At 68.8% G+C, this 26,631-nt stretch carries 28 protein-coding genes; 16 read left to right on the top strand and 12 right to left on the bottom strand.

The features are described from left to right. Positions 1 to 19 precede the first annotated feature (19 nt). Together O4N75_RS01960 and O4N75_RS01955 are read left to right on the top strand one after the other, a co-directional pair. Positions 20 to 499, top strand: coding sequence for an SRPBCC family protein (locus O4N75_RS01960; RefSeq protein ID WP_269627722.1), 480 nt, complete (start codon positions 20 to 22; stop codon positions 497 to 499). 74 nt (positions 500 to 573) lie between these two features. Further along, entirely contained in the window at positions 574 to 1,098 is a 525-nt protein-coding gene (locus O4N75_RS01955; protein ID WP_269627721.1) for a DUF1993 domain-containing protein, read from the top strand. Positions 1,099 to 1,800: 702 nt separating this feature from the next. On the opposite strand, the gene O4N75_RS01950 is transcribed toward O4N75_RS01955, so the two are convergent. From O4N75_RS01950 to O4N75_RS01940, 3 genes are read right to left on the bottom strand one after another with little or no spacing between them, the layout of a single operon-like run. After that, positions 1,801 to 2,046 (bottom strand): hypothetical protein, encoded by a 246-nt coding sequence (locus O4N75_RS01950; RefSeq protein ID WP_269627720.1) that lies wholly within the window; start codon positions 2,044 to 2,046, stop codon positions 1,801 to 1,803. A 20-nt stretch (positions 2,047 to 2,066) separates the two neighbouring features. Next, positions 2,067 to 2,570, bottom strand: a complete 504-nt coding sequence (locus tag O4N75_RS01945; RefSeq protein ID WP_269627719.1) for an FKBP-type peptidyl-prolyl cis-trans isomerase — start codon at positions 2,568 to 2,570, stop codon at positions 2,067 to 2,069. A gap of 11 nt (positions 2,571 to 2,581) precedes the next feature. After that, the gene (locus tag O4N75_RS01940) at positions 2,582 to 3,784 is read right to left on the bottom strand and encodes a threonine ammonia-lyase (RefSeq protein ID WP_269627718.1); all 1,203 of its coding nucleotides are present in this window, start codon (positions 3,782 to 3,784) and stop codon (positions 2,582 to 2,584) included. Positions 3,785 to 3,868: 84 nt separating this feature from the next. Between O4N75_RS01940 and O4N75_RS01935 the strand changes: the two genes are divergently transcribed. Then, a complete protein-coding gene (locus O4N75_RS01935; protein ID WP_269627717.1) occupies positions 3,869 to 4,582 on the top strand; it encodes a hypothetical protein in 714 nt (237 codons plus the stop codon). Here the strand turns inward: O4N75_RS01935 and O4N75_RS01930 are convergent. The 3 genes from O4N75_RS01930 to O4N75_RS01920 form a co-directional block, all read right to left on the bottom strand. Beyond that, complete coding sequence (locus O4N75_RS01930) at positions 4,557 to 5,081, bottom strand: hypothetical protein (protein ID WP_269627716.1); 525 nt, start codon at positions 5,079 to 5,081, stop codon at positions 4,557 to 4,559. The genes O4N75_RS01935 and O4N75_RS01930 overlap by 26 nt on opposite strands. Before the next feature lie 15 nt (positions 5,082 to 5,096). Next, positions 5,097 to 6,161, bottom strand: coding sequence for a sugar phosphate nucleotidyltransferase (locus O4N75_RS01925; protein ID WP_269627715.1), 1,065 nt, complete (start codon positions 6,159 to 6,161; stop codon positions 5,097 to 5,099). A gap of 103 nt (positions 6,162 to 6,264) precedes the next feature. Next, positions 6,265 to 8,064 carry a dipeptide ABC transporter ATP-binding protein gene (locus O4N75_RS01920; protein WP_269627714.1) on the bottom strand — a complete coding sequence of 600 codons (1,800 nt, stop codon included), beginning with the start codon at positions 8,062 to 8,064 and terminating at the stop codon, positions 6,265 to 6,267. Between the two features lie 230 nt (positions 8,065 to 8,294). Here O4N75_RS01920 and O4N75_RS01915 point away from each other — a divergent pair, with 230 nt between their 5' ends. After that, positions 8,295 to 8,810, top strand: a complete 516-nt coding sequence (locus O4N75_RS01915; RefSeq protein WP_269627713.1) for an HAD family hydrolase — start codon at positions 8,295 to 8,297, stop codon at positions 8,808 to 8,810. Here the strand turns inward: O4N75_RS01915 and O4N75_RS01910 are convergent. Together O4N75_RS01910 and hisC are read right to left on the bottom strand one after the other, a co-directional pair. Continuing rightward, entirely contained in the window at positions 8,807 to 9,076 is a 270-nt protein-coding gene (locus tag O4N75_RS01910; RefSeq protein ID WP_269627712.1) for a hypothetical protein, read from the bottom strand. The two genes, O4N75_RS01915 and O4N75_RS01910, sit on opposite strands and share 4 nt — an antisense overlap. Before the next feature lie 33 nt (positions 9,077 to 9,109). Continuing rightward, the gene (hisC, locus tag O4N75_RS01905) at positions 9,110 to 10,168 is read right to left on the bottom strand and encodes a histidinol-phosphate transaminase (protein ID WP_269627711.1); all 1,059 of its coding nucleotides are present in this window, start codon (positions 10,166 to 10,168) and stop codon (positions 9,110 to 9,112) included. A gap of 186 nt (positions 10,169 to 10,354) precedes the next feature. Here hisC and O4N75_RS01900 point away from each other — a divergent pair, with 186 nt between their 5' ends. Genes O4N75_RS01900 through O4N75_RS01890 form a run of 3 tightly spaced genes read left to right on the top strand, consistent with a single transcriptional unit; the run spans position 10,355 to position 12,500 of the window. Continuing rightward, entirely contained in the window at positions 10,355 to 11,152 is a 798-nt protein-coding gene (locus O4N75_RS01900) for a hypothetical protein (RefSeq protein ID WP_269627710.1), read from the top strand. Between the two features lie 4 nt (positions 11,153 to 11,156). Beyond that, positions 11,157 to 11,963, top strand: a complete 807-nt coding sequence (locus tag O4N75_RS01895) for a hypothetical protein (RefSeq protein WP_269627709.1) — start codon at positions 11,157 to 11,159, stop codon at positions 11,961 to 11,963. A gap of 57 nt (positions 11,964 to 12,020) precedes the next feature. Further along, positions 12,021 to 12,500: a GFA family protein gene (locus O4N75_RS01890; RefSeq protein ID WP_269627708.1), complete on the top strand. Its 480-nt coding sequence runs from the start codon at positions 12,021 to 12,023 to the stop codon at positions 12,498 to 12,500. Positions 12,501 to 12,619: 119 nt separating this feature from the next. On the opposite strand, the gene O4N75_RS01885 is transcribed toward O4N75_RS01890, so the two are convergent. Next, the gene (locus O4N75_RS01885; protein ID WP_267231965.1) at positions 12,620 to 12,895 is read right to left on the bottom strand and encodes a hypothetical protein; all 276 of its coding nucleotides are present in this window, start codon (positions 12,893 to 12,895) and stop codon (positions 12,620 to 12,622) included. Positions 12,896 to 13,048: 153 nt separating this feature from the next. On the opposite strand from O4N75_RS01885, the gene O4N75_RS01880 reads away from it, so the two are divergent. Then, the gene (locus O4N75_RS01880; protein ID WP_269627707.1) at positions 13,049 to 13,522 is read left to right on the top strand and encodes a GFA family protein; all 474 of its coding nucleotides are present in this window, start codon (positions 13,049 to 13,051) and stop codon (positions 13,520 to 13,522) included. 708 nt (positions 13,523 to 14,230) lie between these two features. Here the strand turns inward: O4N75_RS01880 and rph are convergent. Then, the gene (gene rph / locus O4N75_RS01875; RefSeq protein WP_269627706.1) at positions 14,231 to 14,947 is read right to left on the bottom strand and encodes a ribonuclease PH; all 717 of its coding nucleotides are present in this window, start codon (positions 14,945 to 14,947) and stop codon (positions 14,231 to 14,233) included. 110 nt (positions 14,948 to 15,057) lie between these two features. Here rph and hrcA point away from each other — a divergent pair, with 110 nt between their 5' ends. From hrcA to O4N75_RS01855, 4 genes are all read left to right on the top strand, one after another. After that, complete coding sequence (gene hrcA / locus O4N75_RS01870) at positions 15,058 to 16,128, top strand: heat-inducible transcriptional repressor HrcA (protein ID WP_269627705.1); 1,071 nt, start codon at positions 15,058 to 15,060, stop codon at positions 16,126 to 16,128. An 11-nt stretch (positions 16,129 to 16,139) separates the two neighbouring features. After that, positions 16,140 to 16,751 (top strand): nucleotide exchange factor GrpE, encoded by a 612-nt coding sequence (gene grpE, locus O4N75_RS01865; RefSeq protein WP_269627704.1) that lies wholly within the window; start codon positions 16,140 to 16,142, stop codon positions 16,749 to 16,751. A gap of 74 nt (positions 16,752 to 16,825) precedes the next feature. Then, positions 16,826 to 17,422: a DUF1275 family protein gene (locus O4N75_RS01860; RefSeq protein WP_269627703.1), complete on the top strand. Its 597-nt coding sequence runs from the start codon at positions 16,826 to 16,828 to the stop codon at positions 17,420 to 17,422. 116 nt (positions 17,423 to 17,538) lie between these two features. Further along, entirely contained in the window at positions 17,539 to 19,038 is a 1,500-nt protein-coding gene (locus O4N75_RS01855) for an arylsulfatase (RefSeq protein WP_269627702.1), read from the top strand. 119 nt (positions 19,039 to 19,157) lie between these two features. On the opposite strand, the gene O4N75_RS01850 is transcribed toward O4N75_RS01855, so the two are convergent. Next, positions 19,158 to 20,231 carry a PEPxxWA-CTERM sorting domain-containing protein gene (locus O4N75_RS01850; RefSeq protein ID WP_269627701.1) on the bottom strand — a complete coding sequence of 358 codons (1,074 nt, stop codon included), beginning with the start codon at positions 20,229 to 20,231 and terminating at the stop codon, positions 19,158 to 19,160. A 208-nt stretch (positions 20,232 to 20,439) separates the two neighbouring features. On the opposite strand from O4N75_RS01850, the gene O4N75_RS01845 reads away from it, so the two are divergent. After that, positions 20,440 to 21,096, top strand: a complete 657-nt coding sequence (locus O4N75_RS01845) for a hypothetical protein (protein WP_269627700.1) — start codon at positions 20,440 to 20,442, stop codon at positions 21,094 to 21,096. Positions 21,097 to 21,225: 129 nt separating this feature from the next. Then, complete coding sequence (locus tag O4N75_RS01840) at positions 21,226 to 21,624, top strand: hypothetical protein (RefSeq protein ID WP_269627699.1); 399 nt, start codon at positions 21,226 to 21,228, stop codon at positions 21,622 to 21,624. A gap of 48 nt (positions 21,625 to 21,672) precedes the next feature. On the opposite strand, the gene O4N75_RS01835 is transcribed toward O4N75_RS01840, so the two are convergent. Beyond that, entirely contained in the window at positions 21,673 to 22,932 is a 1,260-nt protein-coding gene (locus tag O4N75_RS01835) for a TetR family transcriptional regulator (RefSeq protein WP_269627698.1), read from the bottom strand. Between the two features lie 166 nt (positions 22,933 to 23,098). On the opposite strand from O4N75_RS01835, the gene O4N75_RS01830 reads away from it, so the two are divergent. Then, entirely contained in the window at positions 23,099 to 25,333 is a 2,235-nt protein-coding gene (locus O4N75_RS01830) for a TonB-dependent receptor (protein WP_269627697.1), read from the top strand. Beyond that, positions 25,330 to 26,457, top strand: a complete 1,128-nt coding sequence (locus tag O4N75_RS01825; RefSeq protein ID WP_269627696.1) for a serine hydrolase domain-containing protein — start codon at positions 25,330 to 25,332, stop codon at positions 26,455 to 26,457. The genes O4N75_RS01830 and O4N75_RS01825 overlap by 4 nt, the downstream gene beginning before the upstream one ends. The last annotated feature ends 174 nt before the right edge of the window (positions 26,458 to 26,631 follow it).

Below are 26,631 nucleotides of genomic sequence, written 5' to 3'. Positions count from 1 at the left end.
AGCTCACAGGAGCAGGACCATGGATCTGACCTTTCGCGTGACCGCCCGCATCGCCAAGCCGCTCGCCGAGGTGTTCGAGGCCGTCGCCAATCCGGACCAGCTGTCGCAGTACTTCACCACCGGCGGCGCCAAGGGCCGGCTGGAGACCGGCGCCACGGTCTACTGGGACTTCGCCGACTTCCCCGGGGCCTTCCCGGTCTGGGTGATCGAGGTGGTCCCCAACCAGAAGATCGTCTTCGAGTGGGAGGCCAACGACGGCCCGCCCGAGAACGCCGACAACCTCGTCACCCACGTCGGCTACAAGACCCAGGTGACCATGAGCTTCGAGGGGCTCGACGACGGCCGCACCCTGGTTTCCATCGAAGAGCACGGCTGGAAGCAGACCCCGGTCGGCCTCAAGGCGTCCTACGGCAATTGCCAGGGCTGGACCCAGATGCAGTGCGCGCTGAAGGCCTGGCTCGAGCACGGGATCAACCTGCGCGAGGGCATGTTCAAGTAGCGCCGAAAACGGCTGGTCTAGGAACGCGACGCGGAAGAAAGTGCCGGCCCCAAGCTCAATCAAAGGCCGGTCAGATGGCGATTTCCCTCTACGACGTCAGCGTCGCTTCCTTCCTGCAAACCGTCGGCGGCGTCGCCGGCTTCCTGGAACGCGGTCTGGCCCACTGCCAGGACAACGGCATCGACCCGCAGGAGATCGTGACCTCGAAGATGTGCGAGGACATGTTCGACTTCCGCTTCCAGGTGATCTCGGTCGCCCACCACTCGCTGGGCGCCATCGAGGGCGTGAAGGCCGGCGTGTTCTCGCCCGGCGGCGACCAGACCGCCCAGGACCTGCCGGCCCTGATCGCGCTGATCAAGGACGCCCACGCCAAGCTCGCGGCGATCAAGCCCGAAGAGATCAACGGCTACGAAGGCAAGGACGTGTTCTTCGAATTCCGTGGCACGAAGATCCCGTTCACCGCCGAGAACTTCCTGATGTCGTTCTCGCTCCCGAACCTGCACTTCCACGCCACCACCGCCTACGACCTGCTGCGCTCGCGCGGCGTGCCGATCGGCAAGCGCGACTACATGGGCGCGCTGCGGATGAAGCTGGGCTGAGGCAAGCCTTCAGCTCCGCCCCCGCTGGGGGAGGTGGATCGATGCGAAGCGTCGAGACGGAGGGGACCGCTCTCAAGCCAGCAGAGTCAAAGTCCCCCTCAGCCAGCTACGCTGACAGCTCCCCCAACGGGGGAGCATCTGAAGGGGAAGCGCCCGGAACAACTCCCTCGCCCCCTTTGGGGGAGAGGGTGGGGGTGAGGGGGCTGCTGACTCAGCAGAGCGCCGCCCCGCGCCGCAAGACCCCTCACCTAACCTCTCCCCTCAAGCGGGGAGAGGAACCGGACGCGCCGACGCCGACGACAATATCCTCCCCTCTTGGGGGAGGTGGCGCGCGAAGCGCGACGGAGGGGGACTACTCTCAAGCCAGCAAGGTCAAAGCCCCCCTCAGTCAGCTACGCTGACAGCTCCCCCAGCGGGGGAGCATCGCGGGGCCGGCCTCGATGCGCAGCGCGAGCCACAACGCACCACTCCCAACGAACCGGACGGTCAGCCTCTCCGCACAATCTTCGTCGGATCCACGCCCTCTAACGCCGCGAGGATGGCCGGCCGCTCGGCGCGCGTCGTAACGGTCCAGAGAAATCGTAGTTGAAAGCGCTCCAGAGCTTCAGGAGAAAGTTCGGGCCGCGCCGACCTGCGATGCTCCAGCCAACGCCTGATGACACGCCAGGCGCAGAGCCATCCGGGCGGGTCGAGGAAAATCACCTAGTCGGCGCGACGGAGGCGACCGGCCATCGCGGCGTCGACATAGCCCTCGATGATCCAGCGCTCGCTTTCAATCAGACACTCATGGGCGGCGAGGTACTCGGCCTCCGGAACCGGCCGCCAGCTCCCGCTCCAAAACAACGCGTCCATTTGGACGACCGGCAGGCCCGAGCGGGCGCCCAACTCGCGTGCGAGGCGGCTCTTGCCGGAGCCGCTTATGCCGATGATCGCAATCCTGTCGGACATCGGCGGGCCGGGCGTCGCCTCTAGCCCTGGCCGATCCGGCCCGGCGCCGGCAGCACGTCGATCAGTTCGATGCGGAAGATCAGCACGCTGTTGGGCGGGATCTCGCCGTTGCCCGCGCCTTCTTCGCCATAGCCCTGGGCCGGCGGGACATAGAGCGTCCACTCGTCGCCCGGCCGCATCAGCTGCAGGGCTTCCTTCCAGGCCGGGATCAGCGCCGGCAGCGGCATCGCCGCCGGGGCGCCGCGCTCGTAGGACGAGTCGAAAATCTTCCCGGAGACCAGCTTGCCCTCGTAGTGGACCTTCACCTCGTCATTCGGGCCGGGCTTCAGGCCAGTGGGCGGGCCCGAGCGGACGATCTTGTACTGCACGCCCGAGGGCAGGGTCTGGACCCCTTCGGCCTTGCCGTTGGTCTCCATGAACGCCTTGGCCTCGGCCGCGGACTTGGCCAGCTCGGCAGGGTCGGCGCCGCCGCGGCCGCAGGCGGCCAGCAGCAGGACGGCGAGAACGGGAAGAAAGCGCTTCATGTCGTGTCTCTCTAGACGGCGCGCGGCGGATAGCCGTGCTCGCGCAGGGCGTCCATGATTTCCTGGGTGTGCTGGGCGTCGCGGGTCTCGATCATGATGTCGAACTCTGCGCCCTTGGCCGGCACGTCCAGCGCCAGGCGATTGTGGGCCACCTCGATGATGTTGGCGCCCATCTGGCCGATCACCGCCGAGACGGTGGCCAGCAGGCCCGGCCGGTCGTCGCCGATGATCCGCAGGGAGACCAGCCGCTGGTCGCGGACCAGTTCGCGGGTCAGCACCGAGGCCAGCAGCCGGGTGTCGATATTGCCGCCGGTGACGATCAGCCCTACCTTCTTGCCCTTGAACTTGCCGGGATAGGCCAGCAGCGCCGCCAGCGAGGCTGCGCCCGCGCCCTCGACCACGGTCTTCTCGACATTGCAGTAGAGCGCCACCGCGCGCTCGAAGTGCGGCTCCTCGATCAGCAGCACTTCGTCGATCAGCGGCCGAGCGATGGCGTAGGACAGCTCGCCGACCTGCTTGACCGCGATGCCCTCGGCGATGGTCGCCCCGCCGCTGGTCCCGTTGACGCCGCGCATCTTGGCGGTGAACGACGGATACATCGCCGGCTCGACGCCGATCACCTGGACCTTGGGGTTCAGCGACTTGGCCACCGTGGCGCAGCCGGCGATCAGCCCGCCGCCGCCGATCGGGATCGGCAGCACGTCCAGGTCCGGCACGTCCTCGAACATCTCGAGCGCCACCGTCCCTTGGCCGGCCATCACCTGCAGGTCGTTGAACGGGTGAATGAAGGCCAGGTCCTGCTCGGCGCAGAGCTTCATCGCCACCGCCGAGGCGTCGTCGTAGTTGTCGCCCTCCAGCACCACGTTGGCGCCGTGGCCGCGGGTCTGCTGGACCTTCACGAACGGGGTCGAGCGCGGCATGACGATGGTCACCGGAATGCCCAGCCGCGCGGCGTGATAGGCCAGGCCCTGGCTGTGGTTGCCGGCCGAGGCGGCGATCACCCCGCGGCCCCGCTCGTTGTCCGACAGCTGCAGCAGGGTGTTGAGCGCCCCGCGCTCCTTGTAGGCCGCCGTGAACTGCAGGTTCTCGAACTTCACCCACACCTCGGCGCCGGTAATCTCCGACAGGGTCCGCGAATGGCGGCAGGGCGTGCGCTCGATGTGCCCCTTCAGCCGGTCGGCGGCGGCGCGGATGTCGTCGATGGAAAGCGTCATGTCAGAGCCGATGTGGGAGATGGGTCACGTCTAATGGCGCAAGCCCCTTACGGCAATGGAGCCGGGCGGGTTATGCAGGCGGATATGTCCCACATGCCGCACATCCCGCCCGATGCGACGGCCGACCAGGCCCGCGCCCTGCTGGCCGCCGCCGGCTGGCGCGAGGTCGGGACCGGCAATTGGTCGTGGGCGTTCGCCGATCCGGAGGACCGCCTCGCGGCCCGCGTGACGCCCTTCGATCCGGCCTATCGGCTGCATGCTCAGGCTTGCCTCGACGGCCCGGCGAACCGCTGGCTGCCGCGCGTGGACGCGATCCTGCCGTTGCTGAGGGACGGCTACGTCACCGTCATGGAGCGCCTCTATCCCGCACCAGAGGCCGACGCCCACGCCTTCTGCACGGCGCTCGGGATCGTCAACGAGAGCGGCTACGAGCTTCCGCATGTCGACGGGTTCGACCAGGCCGATGCCGACCTTGAGCTTCTGCGCGAGCGGATCAGAGCCTTGATGGCCACAGGCGCCCAGCGCTTCAAGTTGTGGGGCGGGTCCGACATCCGCCCCGGCAACCTGATGGCCGACGCGGAAGGTCGGCTGAAGGTGGTGGACCCGATCTTCATACGCGGCCCCTTGATCGTGGAGGGGATCGCCGAAGGCAGACGCGACATGCTGACCGACTTCAGCCACGAGCAGCTGAAGGACTTCCTGACCATCCCGGTGTTCGAGCCAGGCCCCGAAACCGACGGACTGCGCCGCAAGCTGGCGGCGCTGCTGGGCCCTATTTCACCGCCACCGCCAGTTTGAACGTCCCGCTCTCGCCGCGGCGCGCCGTCGCCCGGGGCTGGAACGGCTTGATCAGGTAGACCCCGCCCTTGGCGGCGGCGATGCTGGCCTTGGGTCCGTCGACCTCGCCGCGGTGCGCCGCCGCCCCGCTGGTATCGGCGGCGTCGACCACGTTCATGTAGAGGTTGGTGTTCGAGGGCTCGAAGGCGACGCTCAGGGTCTGCCCCTGCGCCACCGGCACGGCGTAGACCGTCGTCTTGTAGCCCTTCACCTCGCCGCTGGCGCTGGCCGCGCCGGTCGCGTCCAGGGTCAGGACCTCCAGCGTCTCGTCGGGGCTCAGCAGCCCCTTGAGCGCCGCCTGGTCGACGGCCGGCGCGACCGCGACGGGCGCGGGCGCGGCGGCCGAGGCGGCGGGGTCTTCGGCCGGAGCCTCGGCAGGCTTGGCCGCCTGCTGGCCGCAGCCGGCCAGGGCGAACGCCGCCGCGGCGGCCAGGGCCAGACTTAGGGGATGGGAGGTCATCGCTCGTTCCTTCAGCTAGAGCAGGTCGCCGCGCCCGCCGGACTTCAGCGCCTCGACCCCGGCCCGCACGGCGGCGGGAGCGTCGCGGCGGGTGACCAGCACCACTCCGTCCTCGACCACGACCACCAGGTCTTCGACCCCGGCCAGCACCACCACCGGCCCGTCGGTGCGGGCCAGGCAGTCCTTGGTCTCGACCGCCACCACCTCGCCCTCCAGGGCGTCGCCGCGCCCGGTCTTGTCCGACAACTCCCAGAGCGCGCCCCAGTTGCCGACGTCGGCCCAGCCGATATCGGCCTCGACCACGCTGGCGCGGTCGGTCTTCTCCATCACCGCCACGTCGATGGCGATGCTCGGCGCCTCAAGGAACGCCGGCGACAGCGCCACCAGGTCGCCCGCCCGCGCCGCGCCCTCGACCGCCGCCTGCGCCGCCGCCGTGACCTCGGGGGCCAGCCGCCGCGCCTCGTCCAGGAACGCCCCGGCCTTGAACAGGAACATCCCGCCGTTCCAGGTGAAGTTGGGATCGGCCACGAACTGCTGGGCTGTCGCAAGATCCGGCTTCTCGACGAACCGCGCCACCTTGCGCACCGCGCCGTCGCCCTTGGCCTGGATATAGCCGTAGAGCGTCGAGGGGCCGGTGGGCTTCAGGCCCAGCAGCACGATCTCACCGGCCTCCGCAGCCGCCCGCCCGGCCTCGATCGCGCCATGCAGGGCCGCGACGTCGGCCACCAGGTTGTCGGCGTGCATCAGCACCATCAGCGCCTGCGGGTCGATCTGCGCCCCGAACGCGGCGGCCGCCACCGAGGCCGGGGCGGTGTTGCGCGGGGCCGGTTCGGTGATCAGCGCCTGCGGCGTGATCCCCACCGCCTGCAGCTGCTCGCGCGCCAGGTCGGCGTGCGCCGCCGCGCAGACCACCACCGGAGCGGCGAAGCCCGCGCCGGTCAGCCGCAGCGCCGTGTCCTGAATCAGGCTGTGCTCCCCGCCCAGCCGGTGGAACTGCTTGGGCCGCCCGGTCCGCGACAGCGGCCACAGCCGCGTCCCGGCCCCGCCCGACATCAGCACGGGAATGATCTTGGTGGTCATGCTGCAACTCCCGCCGCGTTCGTCATCCCCCAGGCGTCATCCCGGTTTCGGCTGCAAGCCCGGCATTCCGCTAAGCTGCAGCCGGGATGACACGTACTCCCGCTCATGCCGGGTCGTACTCGCTGACGAGGTGGCCGGGGGCCACTTCCTTCAGCTGCGGAACATACACCGGTCCCTCCGCCGTCAGCCTGGAAGGCAGGAAGCGCAGCGCGCTCCTGGGATCCATCGGCGAGGGCGGCTCGCCGGTCACCTTGATCCGCGCCCGGCTGCGCTCGCGCGCCGGATCGGGGATCGGCGCCGCCGACAGCAGGGCCTTGGTGTAGGGGTGCTGCGGGTCGGCATAGAGCTGCTCGCCGCTCGCCTCCTCCATCACCCGGCCCAGGTACAGCACCATCACCCGGTGGCTGATCTCGCGCACCACCGCCAGGTCGTGGCTGATGAAGATCATCGCCATGCCCATCTGCTTCTGCAGCTCGATCAGCAGGTCGATGATCTGGGCGCGGATCGAGACGTCGAGCGCCGACACCGCCTCGTCGCAGATCACCAGCTTCGGCTCCAGGATCATCGCCCGGGCGATCCCGACCCGCTGGTTCTGGCCGCCCGACAGCTCATGCGGATAGCGGTTGATCAGCGCCGTCGAGAGCCCCGCCCGCTCCATCATCGCCCGCACCTGCGCCTCGCGCGCCGCGCCCTTCAGCTCGGGGCGGAACACGCTCAGCGGCTCGGCGATGGAATCGCCGATGGTCATGCGCGGGTCGAGGCTGGCCAGCGGATCCTGGAACACGATCTGCAGGTCGCGGCGGGCGGCGCGCATCGCCTCGCGGTCGGCGTGGGTGATGTCGCGGCCCAGCACGCTCACCGTCCCGCCGGTCGCCGGGATCAGGTTCAGCACCGCCCGCGACAGGGTGGACTTGCCGCAGCCGCTCTCGCCGACCACGCCCAGGGTCTCGCCCTGGCGCACCTTGAACGACACTCCGTCGACGGCGCGCAGCATGGCCTTGGTTCCGAACATCCCCTGGTGGACCGGGAAGTGGACCTCGATGTCCTGCGCCTCGACCACCACCGGGGCGTCGGCCGAAACCGGATCGAGGGTCGGACGTCCGCCGCGGCCCGCGCGGTCCAGCCGCGGGATCGCCGCCAGCAGCGCCTGGGTGTAAGGGTCCTTCGGCGCGGCGAACAAGGCCCTGGCCTCGCCCTCCTCGACATAGGCCCCATCCTTCATCACGCAGACCCGGTCGGCCAGCCGCGCGATCACCCCCATGTCGTGGGTGATCAGCACCATCGCCGTGCCGGTCTCGCGGCCGAGCTCGGCCATCAGGTCGAGGATCTCGGCCTGCACCGTGACGTCCAGCGCGGTGGTCGGCTCGTCGGCGATCAGCAGCTCAGGCGAACAGGCCATGGCCGCGGCGATCATCACCCGCTGGCGCATGCCGCCCGACAGCTCGTGCGGGTACTGGTTCATCCGACGCGCCGCCTCGGGGATGCGCACGTACTTCAGCCACTCCAGCGCCTTGGCCTTGGCCGCCGCGTCGCTCATCCCCAGGTGCAGCCGCAGAGGCTCGGCGATCTGCTCGCCGATCCGCACGTGCGGCGTCAGCGCCGTCAGCGGGTCCTGGAAGATCATCGTCATCTTCGAGCCGCGGATCTTGTTCAGCGCCCGCGGTTTCAGCCCCAGCAGCTCCTGGCCCTTGAACCGGATCGAGCCGCTGGCCTTGCCGTTGGCGGCCAGCAGGCCCATGGCGGCCATGAAGGTCTGGCTCTTGCCCGAACCGCTCTCGCCGACCACCCCCAGCACCTCGCCGCGCGCGACGCTCAAGGAGACGCCGCGCACCGCGCTGACGATCCCGTCGTGGGTTTTGAAGTCGATCTTCAGATCGTCGATGGAAAGGACTGGCTCGGCCAACGCGACCTCGGATCAAAAACAGGCGCCGACCATAGACCGGTGCGCGGCCATGGCGAAACCACGCGCAGGGCCCCAAGTCTTTGGCTATAGGATGGCGAAACTAGAGCGTGACAGCTTCAAGTGGACACCGGTTGAAGCGCCCGTCACGCTCTAAAAATATGAGGATGGACCCTTTTGTCTGGTTCAGGCGCCTCCACCTGAACCAGAAAGGGTCCAGTGAGCACGCCCCGATGAGTATCCCCCGACCCGCCCTGTTTCTCGACCGCGACGGCGTCCTGAACGAGGACCCCGGCTACGTGCACCGCTGGGAGGACTTCCACTGGATTCCCGGCGCCCGCGAGGCGGTGGCCGCCTTCAACGCCGCCGGCTGGTGGGTGTTCGTGGTCACCAACCAGTCCGGGGTCGGCCGCGGCTACTACGCCGAGGACGACGTCATCGCCCTGCACGCCAAGATGAGCGAGAGCCTGAGCGAGGTCGGCGCCCGCATCGACGCCTACTACTACTGCCCGCAGCATCCCGAGGCCCAGGTCGACGTCTACCGTCATCCCGATCCGCCGGACCGCAAGCCCAACCCTGGCATGCTGCTGCGCGCGATTTCGGAATGGCCGGTCGACCTGTCGCGCTCGCTGATGGTCGGCGACAAGCACTCCGACCTCGAAGCCGCCGCCCGCGCCGGCGTCCGCGCCCTGCACTTCACCGGCGGCGATCTGGCCGAGTTCCTGAAGGCGGAGGTGGTCGCGGCCTAAAGCCGCCGGCGCGAGCCCCGGCCGAGCCAGAGGATCACCCCGACATTGGCCGCCATCCCGGCCAGCACCACCAGCATCCCGGGCCACGGCCCGCCGTGCAGCCATTGCAGGGCGAAGCTCCAGGGCATGGCCAGCACGATCGCCAGCACGCCGGCCAGCGGGTCCGGGGGGGCCCCGAACCAGCCGCGCGAGCTGATCGGGATCAGCGCCAACGCTCCAAGGCACAGCGCCGCATAGACGCCCGCCAGCACCCGGCTCCATCTCATGGGGCCAACTTAGGCCCCCCCTCGCCGCAGGCGCTAGCCGAGGATTTCCCCCAGGGCGTCCAGCAGCCGCCGCGTCTGCGCCGGGGTTCCGACCGTGATCCGCAGGTAGTCGGCGGTCCGCGCCGCCCCGAAGTGGCGCACGATCACCGCCCGCTCGCGCAGCGCCGCGGCCAGTTCCGCCCCGCCGCGCGCCCCGTGCCGGGCGAACACGAAGTTGGCGCTCGAGGGCAGCACCGCAAAGCCCAGCGCCTCCAGCCCCGCGGTCAGCCGGCCGCGCTCGGCGATCACCGCCGCGCACGACGCCCGGAAGAACGCGTCGTCCTCGACCGAGGCGATGGCCCCGGCCTGGGCCGGCCGGCCCAGCGGATAGGAGTTGAAGCTGTCCTTGACCCGCACCAGCCCCTCGATCAGCGCCGCATCGCCGATCGCATAGCCGACCCGCAGGCCAGCCAGCGCCCGCGACTTCGACATGGTCTGCACGACCAGCAGGTTCGGATGCTCGGCGACCAGCGGGATGGCGCTCTCGGCGCCGAAATCGACATAGGCCTCGTCGATCACCACCGGCACGTCCGGGTGTTCGTCCAGCAGCTGCTTGATCTGCGCGCGGCTCAGGGCCACCCCGGTCGGGGCGTTGGGGTTGGGCAGGATGATCGCCCCGGCCGGCCTGCGATAGTCCTCGACCCGAACCGCCATCTGATCGTCCAGCGGCACGGTCTCGTAGGCGATGGAATAGAGCCCGCAATAGACCGGATAGAAGCTGTAGGTGATGTCGGGAAACAGCAGCGGCGCCTCGCGCTTCAGGAGCGCGGCGAAGGCGTGGGCCAGCACTTCGTCCGAGCCGTTGCCGACGAACACTTGCTCCGGGCTGACCCCGTGGTAGCGGGCCAGGGTCTCGCGCAGGGCGCGGGCCTCAGGGTCCGGATAGAGCCGCAGGGTATCCGCCGCCTCGGCCGCGATCGCCGCCATCGCCCTGGGGGACGGACCGGTCGGGCTCTCGTTGGTGTTCAGCTTGACGAGGTCCGCGATCTTCGGCTGCTCGCCCGGCACATAGGGCTTCAGCTGATGGGTCAGGTCGCTCCAGAAGCGGCTCATACTCGGGTCTCTCGTTGCCTGCGGCCTTCTAAGCAACCCGGCCGTCGCCAAGTCCAGGGCAAAACACACGTCCTGAGAGAAACCCCACACTCAACACAATTCGTGGGGTTGAAGTCCGCCCCCCGCCGAATAATATTGCGGCAATCCGTGTGCTGAACACTACGGAACTATCAGTGGGGGAAGCAGTTGGACGCAGCAGAGGGCGGCGGAGCCCGTATTCCGGCCTTTAGCCTATCGCCTTACGGCTTCCCGATCCGCCTGTTGCTGGTCGCGTTCGCGCTGGGCGTCGCCTATGTCGTGGCGCATAAGATTAATCCCTACGGTATAGAACCCGGCTGTTCCGAAGCCTCCCGACTGCTGTTCGAGCTGTTCGACCTCAACGGCGAGAACAACGTCCCGACCTGGTTCACCGCCCTGGTCTGGGCGATGGCCGCCGGTCTGGCGATGGTCGCGTCACGCCGCGAGTTCAGCTCCGACTCCGTCATGCGCTGGTCGTGGTTCCTGCTCGGCGGCGTCTTCCTTCTGCTTTCGCTGGATGAAGTCGGATCGCTGCACGAACGGCTGCTGGGCCTGGCCGGGGACACCATCAAGCGATCGTTCGGCTTGGCCGATTCCTTCTATTACAGCTGGGCCCCGATGGGGATGCTCGCGGTTATCCTGGTGGCCGGCCTGTTCATTCCGTTCATGCTGCGGATTCCCAGAGGCGTCGCGGCACGTCTGATCCTCGCGGCCGGCGTGTTCCTGTCGGGATCCCTGGCCATCGAGACCATCGGCTCCTCCTACGAAGCCGGCTGGATAGCCTCCACCGAAATGTTCCGCATCAGCTGGCATCGCCTCATCTTCGTCGAGGAGGTGCTCGAGATGATCGGCGCCATCCTCGCGGTGCACGCCCTGCTGTGGGCGCTGGCCCTCTCGCCCAGTCCCGTCAGGACAGCAGAACCGAGCATGCTGACGAGCGCGCCCAAGCAGCCGGCCCACGGCTAGGACCATGGTCGTCGAGGCAAGAGACGAAGGTCGTTACGACCTTCAGCGAAAAGGGCCGGTTTGGCGCGCAGCGACACGTCCAAGCGCGCGCATTCCCGACATTCGCGTGTCCGTTTACGGCTTTCCGATCCGGCTGCTGCTGGTCGCCCTGCTGCTCGGCGGCGCCTATGTCGCGACGCATCGCCTCAATCCTTACGGCGTCGCGCCCGGCGGCTCGGAGATGTCCCGACTGCTGTTCCAGCTCTTCGACCTGGACAGCGAGAACAACGTCCCGACCTGGTATTCGGCCTTGCTGTGGGCGATGGCCGGCGGTCTGGCGCTGGCCGCCGCCCACCGAGAGCTTGGCCGCGATGCGATCGTCCGCTGGTCTTGGGCCCTGCTCGGCGGCGTCTTCCTCTTGTTGTCGTTCGACGAAGGCGCCTCGCTTCACGAACGCATTCTGGACCCGACCGGCGACCTCCTGCAGGAAGCGAGGGGCGTCGCAGACTCCTTCTACTACAACTGGGTTGTGGTGGCGGGCATGCTGGCCGCGTCGGTTGCGGCCCTGCTCGTGCCGTTCCTCCTGCGGATCCGGCGCGACGTCGCCGCGTGCCTGATCCTCGCGGGCCTCCTGTTCCTGGTCGGGTCGCTGGGCTTCGAAACCGTCAGCTCGGCCGTCCACCGGGGCTGGATCGCCTCCATCGGCCACACGGGCCTGACCTGGACCCGCCTGATCATTCTCGAGGAGCTCTGCGAGATGGCGGGGGCGATCGTGGCCATCCACGCCCTGCTGAGGGGGCTGGCCGCGCCCAAACCCGTCGCCGCCAGATAGTCCCGCACGCCATCGCCCCATGCGCTAGGCTCCGGCGCCGCCGCCGCGAGAACCCAGATGCCGCAAGAGGCCAAACGCTCCGCCGCCCAATCGCAAGGCGCCTGCGCCTGCGGCGCCGTCCGCCTGGAGATCGACGTCCCCGCCGTCTGGGCTTGGCACGATCATTCGCAGGCGGGCCGCCGCGCCCACGGCGGGGCCTACGCCACCTATGTCGGCTCCTGGCGCTCGCGCCTGCGGCTGCTGGAAGGCGAGGAGCTCCTCACCCGCTACGAAGACCCGGAGACTGGCGTCGCGCGCAGCTTCTGCGCCCGCTGCGGCACGCCGATGCTATACGAGCGGCCGCGCTCGCCGAAGATGGTCAATATTCCGCGCGGCGTGTTCGCCACCCGCACCGGCCGCGAGCCGCGCTATCACCTCGGCCTGACCGAACAGGCCGACTGGATCTACGACGGCGCCCCGCTCTCCCCGCTCAAGGGCTATCCCGGCGTGATGCGCGAGCGCCCCCGGCGCCGGAAGACGCCGCCGGAAGACCTCTGACGTCCTATTTCGCGCGCGCCTCCACCGGCACGCCGAACACAGGCCCGCGGCGCGCGCACGGCCACGATCCGGAGTTCTGGACCAGCGCGCCGCAGGCTCCGGTCCGCCTCGGCTGAGGTTCAGCCGACCGGCTCGGTCTCCTTGGGCGCCGAAACCCGCCGCGTCCGGGCCTGCGCCTTGGGCTTGGGCAGCAGCCGGAAACGCGTCTGGCACCAGGCGAAGTCGATGCCGACGTCGAGCAGGGCGTCGGACCGTCCGCATGGGCAGGCGAACTCCATGACCGCGATCACCCGGTAGGTTTCGCCGGCCTGCAGGGGCACCGGCCTTCCCGTGACATGGTTTGGGGCGGCGTTGACGCAGAGAACCAGGTCGCCAGGGCCGACAGCGTCACTCATGGCTTTCTTCCCTTAGCCCCCGGCCGTCAGACTAGACCCGGACCCGCATCGGGCAAAGGCCGGTTCGCCGTCGCCGCGGCCTCGGAAAATCGGCTCTACCGCCCGCTCGTCAAACGGGTAGCATCACCCGCCTGGGCGTGCGGAGACGCGGACATGACGACGAACATCACCGGCGGATGCCAGTGCGGCGCCATACGCTTCCGCGTCGACGGCGAACTCGGCGACGCCTCGATCTGCCATTGCCGGATGTGCCAGAAGGCGACCGGCGGCTTCTTCGGGCCCTATGTCGGCGCGCCCCGCCAGGCCGTGGTCTGGACCCGCGGCCGGCTCAAGCATTTCCAGAGTTCGAACAAGGTCGCCCGCGGCTTCTGCGGCGACTGCGGCACGCCGCTGACTTATGAGTACGACGACGGCGATGTGGGCCTGTCCATCGGCGCCCTCGATCGCCCGGCCGAGACCGCGCCCCGCGTGCAGCTCGCCTCGTCGGCCGAGCTGCCGTATTTCGCCGGGCTCGCGGCCCTGCCGGTCCACGCCGACGACGAACCGCGGGCCGCCGCCCACCTGGCCAGCATCGTCTCTTACCAGCATCCCGACCACGACACCGCCGAGTGGCCGCCGAAGCCCTAGCTACCCGCGCTCGCCGCGACAGGTGGCGCCTGCCGCATAGCCGTCGCTGTGCGATCCCGAACCGTCCTCGCGCCGGCAGCTGAGCGACGGCAGTCGGCCGACATGTCGACGTCCACCCCGCCCCTGCTCCCCGGCCAGAAGGCCGCGTTTGCCCGCGCGGAAATTCTCACGAGCGGCGCCATTGCCGCCGAGCCCGCCTGGAACAGGTGCGACATTTCCGCCCCCAACGGTCGAACATGCCCTCATTTTGGCTTGGGTATGCAAAAAACCACCCCGCACCCATTGCATAGCCGCCAAGACCTCCCTATTTGCATTGCAACAATTTGCTGCGCCGCACACAAAGGAGATGGGCATGGCTAACGCTATCGAACGCGTCATCGACTGGATGCTGGGCCCCTTCGCCCGCGAACTTGCGCGCATGCCGGCATCGTCGTTCCGCTATCTGCTGAACGGCCTCTAGACGCGTCGCGGCGCCCCTCCTCCCCCAGCCGCCCGTCTAGATACGAGAACCCCGCCCCGTCCTCCCCGGGGCGGGGTTTTTCGTTTTGGGGCGCACTCAAGTGTCATCCCGGAAAGCGCGCAGCGCTTGTCCGGGACCCATTCGCGCGAATGATGCAGGATGAAGCTCGGCTGAGGCGCACCCGCCCCATCCGGTGTTCATGGATCCCGGTCTTGCTTCGCAAATCGGGATGACACGATGAAATGCGGCTACTTCCCGGTCGCCGCGCGCTGGGCCTCGCACAGCTCGCCGATGCCCTTGCGGGCCAGGTTGAACAGCTGCTCGAACTCGTCCTGGGTGAAGCCGCGCTTCTCGCCGGTCGCCTGGATCTCGACGATGTCGCCCTTGCCGGTCAGCACGAAGTTCGCGTCGGCCTCGGCGTTGGAGTCCTCTTCGTATTCCAGGTCCAGCACCGGGGTGTTGTTGTAGACGCCGCACGACACCGCCGCGACCTGGTCGACGATCGGGTCCTTGGCGATCACGCCCTCGTCCAGCAGGTACTGCGTGGCCATCCGCAGGGCCACCCAGGCGCCCGTGATCGCCGCCGTGCGGGTGCCGCCGTCGGCCTGGATCACGTCGCAATCGATCGAGATCTGCCGCTCGCCCAGCGCCGCCGGATCGACAACCGCGCGCATCGAGCGGCCGATCAGCCGCTGGATTTCCTGGGTGCGGCCCGACTGCTTGCCCTCCGAGGCCTCGCGGCGACCGCGGGTATGGGTCGCGCGCGGCAGCATGCCGTACTCGGCCGTCACCCAGCCGACGCCGCGGCCGCGCATGAAGCCGGGCACTCGCTCCTCGACGCTGGCGGTGACCAGCACCTTGGTGTGGCCGAAGCTGACCAGGCACGAGCCCTCGGCATAACGGTTGACCCCGGTCTCCAGGGTCACGGTGCGAAGCATGTCGGGGGTGCGGTCGGAGGGGCGCATGGCGGTCCTGCGGGCTATTGGAAAAACGGATGGGTCTGGCGTCTTGCGTCCGGCGGCTTATCCTAGATGAAAGAGGTTCCGTCCATGGCCCAGACCGAGCACCGCCGCCCGTGGTGACCAACCCGCTGCTTTCCTCCGGGCCTTCGCTCGGCGAACTCGACGAGCGCGCCCGCGAGATCTTCCGCCGCGTCGTGGAGAGCTACCTGGAGACCGGCGAGCCGGTCGGCTCGCGCACCCTCTCCAAGGGCGGCGTGCACCTGTCGCCGGCCTCGATCCGCAACACCATGCAGGACCTGACCCAGCTCGGCCTGCTCGGCGCGCCGCATGTCAGCGCCGGCCGGGTGCCGACCCATGCCGGCCTGCGGCTGTTCGTCGACGGCCTGCTCGAGGTCGGCGACGTCGCCGAGGAGGACCGCCGCAACATCGAGGCCCGGCTCTCGGCCAAGGGCCGCAACTTCGAGGAGGCCTTGAACGAGGCCTCGGCCATCCTCTCGGGCCTCGCCGGCGGGGCCGGCATCGTCGTCACCCCAGTGCGGGACGCCGGCGTCAAACACGTCGAGTTCGTCGCCCTCTCCGCCGACCAGGCCCTGGCGGTGATGGTGTTCGAGGACGGCGTGGTCGAGAACCGGCTGATGCGGCTGGCCGCCGGCGTCACCCCCTCCTCGCTGCAGGAGGCCTCGAACTTCATGAACGCCCGACTGCGCGGCCGCACCCTGGGCGAGGCGGGGCTGGAGATCCGCCGCGAGCTGGAGGCCGCCCGCCGTCAGCTCAACGAGGCCGCCGCCCGGCTGGTCGAGGACGGCATGGCCGCCTGGAGCGGCGGCGACGGCGCCGACCGCGCCCTGATCGTCCGCGGCCGCGCCAACCTGCTGGGCGACCGCGAGACCCTCGACGACCTCGAACGCGTGCGCATGCTGTTCGACGACCTCGAACAAAAGGAGCAGCTGATCGGTTTGCTCGACGACGTGCGGGACGCCCAGGGCGTGCGCATCTACATCGGCGCCGAAACGCGACTCTTTTCCCTTTCGGGTTCCGCCGTCATCGCCGCGCCCTATATGACGGGCCGGCAAAAGGTGCTGGGCGCGATCGGCGTGATCGGTCCCGCCCGTCTAAACTATGCCCGGGTCATCCCGCTGGTGGACTATACCGCCCGCGTGCTGTCCCAGGTGACGAACGCTTAGAGGAATACAAGATGTCCGACGATCAAACGCCGGCCGAAGAATTCAACGACGTCGCCGACGCCGCCGTCGACGAGATCATCGCCCTGAAGGCCGAGGTTCAGGCCCTGAAGGACCAGATGCTGCGCGTCGCCGCCGACGCGGAGAATTCCAAGCGCCGGGCCGAGCGCGAGGCCAACGACGCCCGCGCCTTCGCGATCCAGAAGTTCGGCCGCGACCTGCTGACCGTCGCCGACACCCTCGACCGCGCCCTGGCCGCGCCGGTCGACGACCCGGCGGTCAAGAACTTCGTGGTCGGCATGGAGATGACCCAGAAGTCGCTGTTGAGCGCCTTCGAGAACAACGGCCTGAAGAAGATCGACCCGCCGAAGGGCGAGAAGTTCGACCCGCACCAGCATCAGGCGATGATGGAGCAGCCCGCCCCCGACGTCGCCGCCGGCGGCGTCATCCAAGTGCTGCAGCCGGGCTACGAGCTGCTCGGCCGGCTGATCCGCCCGGCCATGGTCGTGGTCGCCGCCAAGGGTTCGGGCGCCGACCTGCCGCCCGCCGCCGAGCCGGCCCCGTCCGCCAATCCCTACGCCGTGGGCGACGGCGAGGCCGGCGGCTCGGTCGACACCAAGGCCTGACTGGCTAAGCGGGAGGGGGCGAACTGATTCGTCTGAGCAGCCGGGTTCGACTGCTGGCCAGCGGCCTTTCGGCCGTGGCCGGCTACGTGGACGCCGTCGGCTTCCTGCTGACCGGCGGCTTCTTCGTCTCCTTCATGAGCGGCAACTCCACCCGCCTGGCGGTGGGCCTGGCCGAGGGCGCGGGCTATGCAGGCCTGGCGTTCGCCCTGATCGCCGCCTTCGTGGCCGGGGTCTCGACCGGAGCCTTCCTCGGCCGCAAGGCCGGGGCCCGGCGCGGGCCGGCGGTGCTGGCCTTCGTCAGCCTCGTCCTGGCGCTGGCCGCCACGCTCGCCGCGCTTGCGCCCCTGCCGGCCGCCATCCTGGTCCTCGCCTTCGCCATGGGGGCGGAGAACACCGTCTTCGCCCAGGACGGCGAGGTCCGCTTCGGCCTGACCTACATGACCGGCGCCCTGGTCAAGCTCGGCAAGGCGATCACTGCGGCGCTGATGGGCGGCGATCGCTTCGGCTGGGCGCCGCACCTGCTGCTGTGGCTGGGCCTCGTCGCCGGCGCCGCCCTCGGCGCCCTGGCCTTCCAACGGCTCGGCCCCGGGGCCCTCTGGATCGCCGCCGCCGCCATGGCGCTGCTGGCCCTCGCCGCCGCCCGCCTCGACCTGGCGCCGGCGACGGCCTGAGCCCAGCCGCGCGCCCTCCAGACATTCGCCTCGCAGGACGCGGGTAAAGCCCGATGTCGGCCCGCCGCGCCGGACGCGAAAATCCCGCCCTGGTCTTGCGGGCGAGGAGAATTGCCGTGGCGAAAAAACCCAACATTCTGGTCATGTGGGGCGACGATATCGGTCAGTCGAACCTCAGTTGCTTCACCAAGGGCATGATGGGCTACCGAACGCCCAACATCGACCGCGTCGCCAATGAAGGCATGGTGTTCACCGACTACTACGCCGAGCAGAGCTGCACGGCCGGCCGCGCCAGCTTCATCACCGGCCAGGGCGGGCTTCGCACCGGCCTCACCAAGGTCGGCATGCCCGGCGCCAAGGAGGGGATGAAGGACTCGATCCCGACCATCGCCACCGTGCTCAAGACCCAGGGCTACGCCACCGGCCAGTTCGGCAAGAACCACCTCGGCGACCGCGACGAGCAGTTGCCGACGATGCATGGCTTCGACGAGTTCTTCGGCAACCTCTACCACCTGAACGCCGAGGAAGAGCCGGAGAACCCCGACTATCCGGACCCCAAGGAATTCCCCAACTTCCGCAAGCGCTTCGGCCCGCGCGGCGTGCTGCACTGCAAGGCCGACGGCAAGGGCGGCCAGTCGATCGAGGACACCGGCCCGCTGACCAAGAAGCGCATGGAGACGATCGACGACGAAGTGACCGAAAAGGCGGTCGCCTTCATTCGCGCGCAGGTGAAGGCCGGCGTGCCGTTCTTCGTCTGGTTCAACACCACCCACATGCACTTCCGCACCCACCCCAAGCCCTCGAGCCGCGGGCAGGCCGGACGCTGGCAGAGCGAATACCATGACGTGATGATCGACCACGACAAGGCGATCGGCGTGCTGCTCGACCTCGTGGACGAACTCGGAATCGCCGACGACACCTTCGTCATGTACTCGACCGACAACGGCCCGCACTGCAACTCGTGGCCGGATGCGGGCACGACGCCGTTCCGGTCGGAAAAGAACACCAGCTGGGAAGGCGCCTACCGGGTGCCGGCCATGGTGCGCTGGCCCGGCAAGATCCCCGCGGGCTCGGTCTCGAACGACATCGTCTCGCACCTCGATTGGCTGCCGACCTTCGCCGAGATGGCGGGCGCCGGCTCGATCAAGGAGGACCTCAAGAAGGGCGCCACCCTGGGCGGCAAGACGTTCAAGTCCCACCTCGACGGCGACAGCCTGGTCGGCCACCTGACCAAGGGCGAGAAGAGCCCGCGCAAGGGTTTCATCTATTTCACCGACGAAGGCGAAGTGGCCGGGCTGCGCATGGACAACTGGAAAGTCGTGTTCATGGAGCAGAAGGTCGAGGGCACCCTGGAAATCTGGGGCCGGCCGTTCGTCACCGGCCGCATTCCCAAGCTCTACAACCTGCGCACCGACCCCTACGAGTTCGCCGACATCACCTCGAACACCTACTGGGACTGGTATCTCGACCGCGCGTTCATCCTGGTGCCGTGCCAGGACATCATCGGCGAGTATCTCGAAACCCTGAAGGAGTTCCCGCCGGCCCAGCGGGCCGGAAGCTTCAACCTCGAGAAGGTCATGGACACGCTGCAGTTCGGCGCGACCGGCGGTTCCTGAGCCAGCGTCGCCGGAAGCCGGCCGGCTTCCGGCGACCGCCCCCCAAGATCGCCGCCTGGCCCTCGGCCCAGGCGGCGATCTGCTGCGGCGCCCGCAGGGTCACGTAATCGTCGCGCGGTTCATCGCCTCGGCGCGTAGGCGACGCGCAGTCGCTGTTGACGCAGCGCCGCGCCGACCAGGCCAAAGCCGGTGATCAGCATCGCCCAGGTCGCCGGCTCCGGCACCGCCGAGGCCGGCCAGAAGTTGACCGGGGTCCGGAAGTCGATCGCAAAGCTCGGATCCTTGAGGCCCGTCGTCGTCAGGCCAATGCGGTAGACGCCCTCGGGCAGGAAGGACTCCCTGATCGTCGCGCTGAACTGGTTGTCTTCGATGAGGACAGGCTTGTAGAGCACCTCCCCCGATCTGTTGATCAGCTTGAACGTGAACGACGCCCCGGCATCGGCGCCGACGATCGTCGCAATCGTCTCGAACGTTCCGCCGCCCCAGGTGAAGCCGTAGAACGACTCGGCGGAATAGGGCCCGGCGATGTTTCCGGTGATCTTTCCCACCCCTCCGGGCGGCAGGATGACCGGCGCGTCCGGCGAACCGCCCTGCAGATTGTCGATCGTCGCCGGCGTCGCCGGCAGCACCACCGAGTAGCCCGCGGCGATGCCGACCAGCGGCCGGAGGCCGTCGCTCAAGGCCAGGACCGAAGCATCCATGCCGGTGAGCGAATAGCCGCCGTTCGGCACGCCATAGCCGCAGCAAAAGCCGCCGCCGGCCCCGAAGGCGTCCATGGACGTAAACTCATAGGTTCCCGCCAACGGATTGGGCGGCCCGGCATAGCCGCCCATCGTGAGCTGGCCCTGGTAGTGGTTGTCGCCCGGTCCTCCGCCGCCCAGGACGGACGTGGCGTCAACAGCAAGCACGCTCACGAAATTGCCTTCGCTTGAGCCCGGCACGTAAAAGCGATCCTCGAATTCCACGCTCATCTTCAGGGTGTCGCCGGCGGCGATGTTCCAATCACCGCCGACAAAGCGCGTGAAACCGAAGCACTGCTGATTGTTCGCGAAGTATCCGCAGCGGATGCTGTCGGTGCTGATGACGACGTCCGCCACATATTCAGCGGCCTGGGCGCGGAGGGCCTGGCCGACAAAAGCCAAGCCCGATCCCGCAACCAGCGCGGCGACGAGGCCGATGCGCGAGCCGATCATGTCACTCTCCCAATGCAAGAGGGTTACGCGACGACTGAGTCGTTCCGGCGTAGCTCGCAACCAACGGGAGCGTCAATCAGGACTAAACCCTATACGAGCACCCCAGGAGGCGCGCCGAGGCGGCTCGGCCCGGCGTCAAGAAGCGGACACCGCGAGAGTCTGAGATGGGGTGGAAACCGGACGTCTCGGTCGCCAGTATGCGACGGCGATGGTGACCGCCGATCCGCAACTTTGGCTCATCGAAGGCCTTCCAGGCTCGGGGAAAACCTCGGCGGCCGAGCGCTTGAACGCTCGTTGCTCGATCGACGGATTGCCGTCGCGCTGGTGGCTGGAGGAATCAAGGGACCATCCGGTCTTGCCGGCAACACTCCGAAAGAAAGCCAAGGAGCCCGATTTTTCGGACCTCTGCATCCATGCTTTCCGAAACTTCATCCAGACCGAAGCCGGCGTTCTGATCTTGGAAGGATCGGCGTTCCAGAACAGCGTCCGGTTCATGTTCGCCAACGCTCGATCGGAGGCCGAAATATCGGACTACCTGGCTGTCTGGGCCGACGCTGTTGGCGCGGCAAGGCCTCGGCTGTTGATGTTCGAGGTGAAGGCGCCAGAAGACCACTACGCGAATTTCGTCGCCGCAAGGCGTGGTGCAGCCTGGATGGAGAAGCTCATCGCCTATGTGGAATCGACGCCCGTGGCCGAACAAAGCGGATGGCGCGGCTTCGATGGCTTCGTGCGGTTCTGGGCTGACTATCAGCAGCTATGCCTTGCTTGTGCGAAGGCGCTCCCTTGGCCCGTCAAGTTCCTGCCGGCTTGGGCCGAGGTCGGCGCGTTCGATGACGAGGCCGCGTATCGCTTCTTCCGCTGCTAGGTCGGCCAGGGGTCGATTCCAGTCGTAGGCTTCAGTCCCGACAACGGACATAGGGCGCCGCGCCCGAGAGCAGACGTCTCAAACGTCGTCGAGGGGTGGCTTCCGGACGTTCGCACGCTAGGCTGAAGCATGGCCAAGCTGTCGATCGCTTCCGTCCTGCTTTTCGGATTGTTGCTATCGGGATGCGGCGTGGATGCTTGCAGCAACCAAGTCGTTTCCGAGGTCGCCGCTCCAGGAGGAGCGGCCCGCGCCACGCTGTTTCAGCGTGATTGCGGCGCCACGACGGGCTTCTCGACGCAGATTTCTGTGGCGACGCGAGGGGAGCAGCCGTCTGGGCCGGGGAGCGCGTTCATCGCCGACGATGACCATGGCGCTGCCGCTGAGGCCCCTTGGGGTGGTCCATGGGCGGAAATGCGATGGACCTCTCCGACCAGCCTAGTCATTCGCTACAACGAGAAGGCGCGAGTGTTGAGGTCGTCGGGGAGCGTCGGCCGGATCGCCGTCTCATTTGAAAAGGTCTCACGCTAGAGCCGAGCGCATGTCCGACAAGGGTCGCTAACGGAAACCGCCGCCCCCCTACCGCGTCGCCAATCCGTACGCGATCACGTCGCAGACCTCGTCGGCGATCTGCCGCGGGCTGAGCGGGTAGTCGGCCGGCAGCCATTTCGGCAGCCAGAGGAAGATCCCGGCCGAGACCTCGCCGACGAACACGCAGTCGCAGGGCCGCACCGAGCCGTCGGCGATTCCCTGGCGCAGACTGCGGTTCGAGGTCATACGCAGCCGCTGGCTGGCGCGCTCGAAGGCCGCCCGGTCGCCTTCGGCCAGGGCCAGCCGTCCCGGCTGCAGCATCAGCGGCGAGGCCGGCCCGGCCTGGGCCTGGACGTTCAGGTGCAGGGCGATCAGCGCCTTGTCGAAGCCGTCGCGGCCCTGCTCGACGGCGGTGTCCATGATCAGGTCGTAGAGCTCGAAGGCGCGCCGGTAGCAGCGGGTCACCAGGTCGGCCTTGTCGTCGAAATAGTGGTAGACTGCGCCCTTGGTCGCCCCGACCTCGGCCCCGATGTCGTCGAGCGAGGCGCCGTCGATGCCGCGCTGGTTGAACAGCCGCGAAGCCGCCGCGATCAGCTGGGCGATCTTGATCTCGTTGGTCTGCTGACGGTCGAAGGCGTTGAACGAGCGCGCGGTCAGCGCCTCGATGTCCAGGGCGCATAGCGGCGTCTCGCGCGGCCCGGCGGCGAACCCGTTCAGCATCAGCTCGACGATGGCCCCGGCGATCCGGCGACGCGCCGCGCGCCCGTCGCGATAGCCGAGCCAGCCGGCCGACAGCCGTCCCCACGAGATCATCCCGATCAGGGCCTGGGCGGCGATCTCGCTGTTGCAGGGCCGCAGAATCCCAGCCGCGGCTCCGTCCTCCAGCCAGCCGCGCAGCCGCGCCACGTTGCGCGCCTGCAGCTCGCGGATCACCCGCCGCTGGGCGTCGGGCAGGAAGTCGACGTCGCTCAGCACCGCCTGCGGCGGCCGCTCATAGGCCAGCTGCGCCTCGACCAGCGCGCGCAGCCGCTCGCGGGGATCCCAGCTGGCCTCGGCCGCGGCCGCCAGGTCGTCGGCGTTCGCCTCGCAGGCCCGCTGATAGGCGCCGAACACCAGGTCGGCGCGGTCGGCGACATAGTAGTAGAGGGCGTTGCGCGACAGGCCGACGCGCTCGGCCACGTCGTTGATCACGATGCCGCCGGCGCCCATGGCGTTGATCTCGCGGGCCGCCTCGGCGAACAGCAGGTCGCGCTTGGCCGCGCGCTTTCGCGCCGGTTTGCCGCCCCCCTGATCGCCAGCGCCCGTCATCGGCCGTTCGTCGCGCCTCCGCCGCTCTTCGTCAATCCGTACATCAGACATACGCAAGTGTCGAAGTTTCTTGACGGCTCGATTTGGTCGTGTCGTTATCCCGCCAAACTCAAGTGTCGAAAAACGGCCCGCCAACGAGCGACGCCGATCTGCGGGGAGGAAAACGATGAGCGATTGCGGACGCATGCGCGCGCGGCTGCTGGCCGGGGCCGCGGTCCTGGCGATGAGCGCGGGGGCCGCAAAGGCCGCCGATCCGGTCGAGATCGAGGCGGTCACCGTCACCGCCCAGAAGCGGACCCAGGACACCCTCGACGTCGGCCTGAACGTCGCCGTGGTCGGCGCCCAGGAGCTGGCCGACCGCCGCGTGGCCCAGGTCAGCGACCTCGTCGCCTTCACCCCCAACGTCGACATCAAGGAGAACATGCCCGGCGTGCTGCCGGTGGTGACCATCCGCGGCGTCGGCCTCAACGACTTCTCGGCGACCAACAATCCCAGCGCCGGCGTCTATGTCGACGAGGTCTACTTAAGCTCGCTGGCGCTGATGAACTTCGACCTCTTCGACCTGGAGCGGATGGAGGCGCTCAAGGGGCCGCAGGGCACGCTCTACGGCCGCAACTCCACCGCCGGCGCGATCAACATCGTCACCGCCAAGCCGAGCTTCGGCGGAACCACCGGCCGCCTGGCCGTCGGCTACGGCGATTATCAGACCGCCGAGATCGAGGGCATGGTCAACCTGCCGGTTTCCGACAGCTTCGCCCTGCGTTTCGCCGGCAAGGCGGTGAAGCAGGACGAGGGCTTCTTCGACAACCGCCTGCTCGGCCGCGACATCGGCCGCCGCGAGGTCGGGCTGGCCCGCGCCCAGGCGCTGTGGGCCGCCACCGAGGACCTCGAGGTCCTGGTAAAGCTCGAGGTCCAGAAGGGCCGCTCCGAAGTCGGCGGTCCGGAGTTCTTCGGCGCCCTGACCCCGCCCGGCGCGCCGGCCGGCCTGATCTGCCCCGGCTCGCCCGCCTGCATGGACTTCCAGGGCTACACCGACGCTGACGGCGCCCCCTTCGCCGGCGCCTGGTCGGTCGACCCGACCTACGACGTCGACCAACGCGCAGCCACCGTGCGGCTGACCGCCGACCTCGGCTGGGCCGATCTGACCTCGATCACCGGCTATGTCGACTTCAAGCGCCAGTGGGGCGCCGACACCGACGGCGGCCCCTATCGCCAGACCGACTTCGTCGAACGCGACAAGATCAGCCAGGTCTCCCAGGAGCTGCGGCTCTCCGGGACCAACGAACAGGCGGACTGGATCGTCGGCGTCTTCGCCTCCCGCGACCGGGTGAAGATGACCTATGACGGTTCGCTGCAGGACCTGTTCAACACCAAGCTCCTGACCTTTACCGACCAGACCGCCAAGTCGGCCGCCGCCTTCGGCAACCTCGAATGGCGCTTCGCCGAGGGCCTCAGCCTGGTCGCCGGCCTACGCTACACCTGGGAGGAAAAGGCCAATGTCGGCGGCGACCTCGACCTGGTCCCGAACTGCCCGGCCAGCTTCCTCTCCATGGTCCCCTGCGGCGCCGACCCGGTGACGCTCGCCTTCATCGACACGACCATCGACGACACCAACTGGTCCTGGAAGCTCGGCCTGAACTGGAAACCGGACCCGCTGACCCTGGTCTACGGCTCGATCAGCCAGGGGGTGAAAAGCGGCGGCTTCTTCTCGGGCGTGGCCACCACCACCGCCCAGCTCCAGCCCTACGAGCCCGAGACCCTGATCGACTACGAGGTCGGGGTGAAACAGCGGCTGCCCGAGCTTGGCCTCGCCTGGTCGGCCAGCGCCTTCTTCTACGACTATTCCGACGTGCAGACCTTCATCCGCGACACCTCGGGCGGCCTGCCGATCCAGCGGCTGGGCAATGTCGACGAGGCCTCGATCTACGGCCTCGACCTCGATGCGACCTGGTCGCCGGCCGCCCTGCCCGGCCTCGACCTGGTCGCCGGCCTTGGCCTGCTGCACACCGAGCTCGGCGGCTTCGCCTCCTCGGCCGGCGACGTGCCCAAGGGCAACAAGCTCCCCGACGCGCCGGAGGTCAGCTTCACGCTCTCGGCCGCCTACAGCTTCGATCTCGGAGAGGACGCCACCGGCCGCCTGCAGGTCGACGGCCGCTACGCCGACGACATGTTCAAGGACGCGCTCAACGACCCGCTGATCGCCACCGACGCCTATTGGGTGTGGAACGCCCGCGCCAGCGTCGCCCTGCCGGGCAACTGGGAAATCGCCGTCTGGGGCAAGAACCTCGCCGACGAGGAATACGTCACCCAGGGCGTGAACAACCTGCCCCTCGGCTTCGGGTTCCGTGTCTACGGCGCCCCGCGCACCTTCGGTCTCACCGTCTCCAAGGCTTTCCAATGAGCATCCAGATCCACGGCTCCGCCGACCCCGCCTTCGCCGCCCTCGCGGCCGAGTTCGAACGCAACTTCGCTGAGCGCGGCGACGTCGGCGCGGCCCTCTCGCTGGTGATCGACGGACGTCCCGTCGTCGACCTCTGGGCCGGCAGCCTCGACGCCGCCGGGACCCGCCCCTGGGCCGCCGACTCGGTGGTCAACGTCTGGTCGACGACCAAGGCGGTGGGCGCGCTCTGCTTCGCCATGCTGGTCGAGCGCGGCGCCTGCGCCTACGACGACCCCGTCGCCCGCTGGTGGCCGCAGTTCGCCGCCCACGGCAAGGACGGCGTCACCATCGCCATGCTGCTGTCGCACCAGGCCGGGTTGTGCAGCTTCCGTGATCCGGCCGTGGTCGAGGACTTCTACGACCTGGAGACCGCCGCCGCCCGGCTCGCCGCCACGGAGCCGCTGTGGCCGCCCGGCTCGCGCTCCGGTTACCACGCCATCTCGATCGGCGTGCTGGCCGGCGAGCTGTTCCGCCGCATCGAGGGCCGCAGCCTGACCGCCTTCATCGCCGAGGAGCTCGCCGGTCCGCTCGGCCTCGACCTCAGCCTCGGCCTGCCGGCCTCGCAGGAGGCGCGCCGCGCCGAGATGATCGCCCCGCCCGAGCTGGCGACCTCGAACATGGCCGCCGACCTCAACCCCTCGCAGGTCGCGGCCTACACCAATCCGGTCATCGAGCCGCTGCTGCCGAACACCGCCGCCTGGCGCGCCTGCGAACTGGTCTCGGCCAACGGCTTTTCCAACGCCCGCTCGCTGGCCCGGCTGTTCGGCGAGGTGGCGGCCGGCCGGCTGCTGTCGCCGCAGACCCTGGCCCAGGCGACGCAGCTGCGGATCAGCGGCGTCGACGAGGTGCTCGGCGTGCCGGCCCGCTGGGGCGCCGGCTTCCTGCTCAACACCGACGGGCTCTACGGCCCCTCGGCGGCGACCTTCGGCCATTCCGGTTGGGGCGGCTCGTTCGCCATGGTCGATCCTGGGCGCAAGGCGGCGCTCGCCTACACGATGAACCGCATGGGGACCGACCTGATCGGCGACCCGCGCGACGTCGCCCTGATCGCCGCCGCCTACGAGGGCCTGACCGCGGCGGCCTGAGGATCTCCGCCCGGCGGCAGGTTGCTGGACCCCATCGGCAGGTTTGCGCAGCGCGTGCCGATGGCTGCCGATAGCCCGTGCGCGGCCAGGCGACGGCGGTTGGCGGTGCGCCGCGCCCGTCCCATCCTTGGGGTGCAGCGCCCGTCTCGCCCGCCACAACCCTGGGGCGGCGCT

It is taken from the genome of Phenylobacterium sp. NIBR 498073 (assembly GCF_027286305.1).
Classification (GTDB): Bacteria; Pseudomonadota; Alphaproteobacteria; order Caulobacterales; family Caulobacteraceae; genus Phenylobacterium.
The sequence above is the reverse complement of the archived record's forward strand: the minus strand, read 5'-3'. Positions and strand labels throughout refer to the sequence as shown.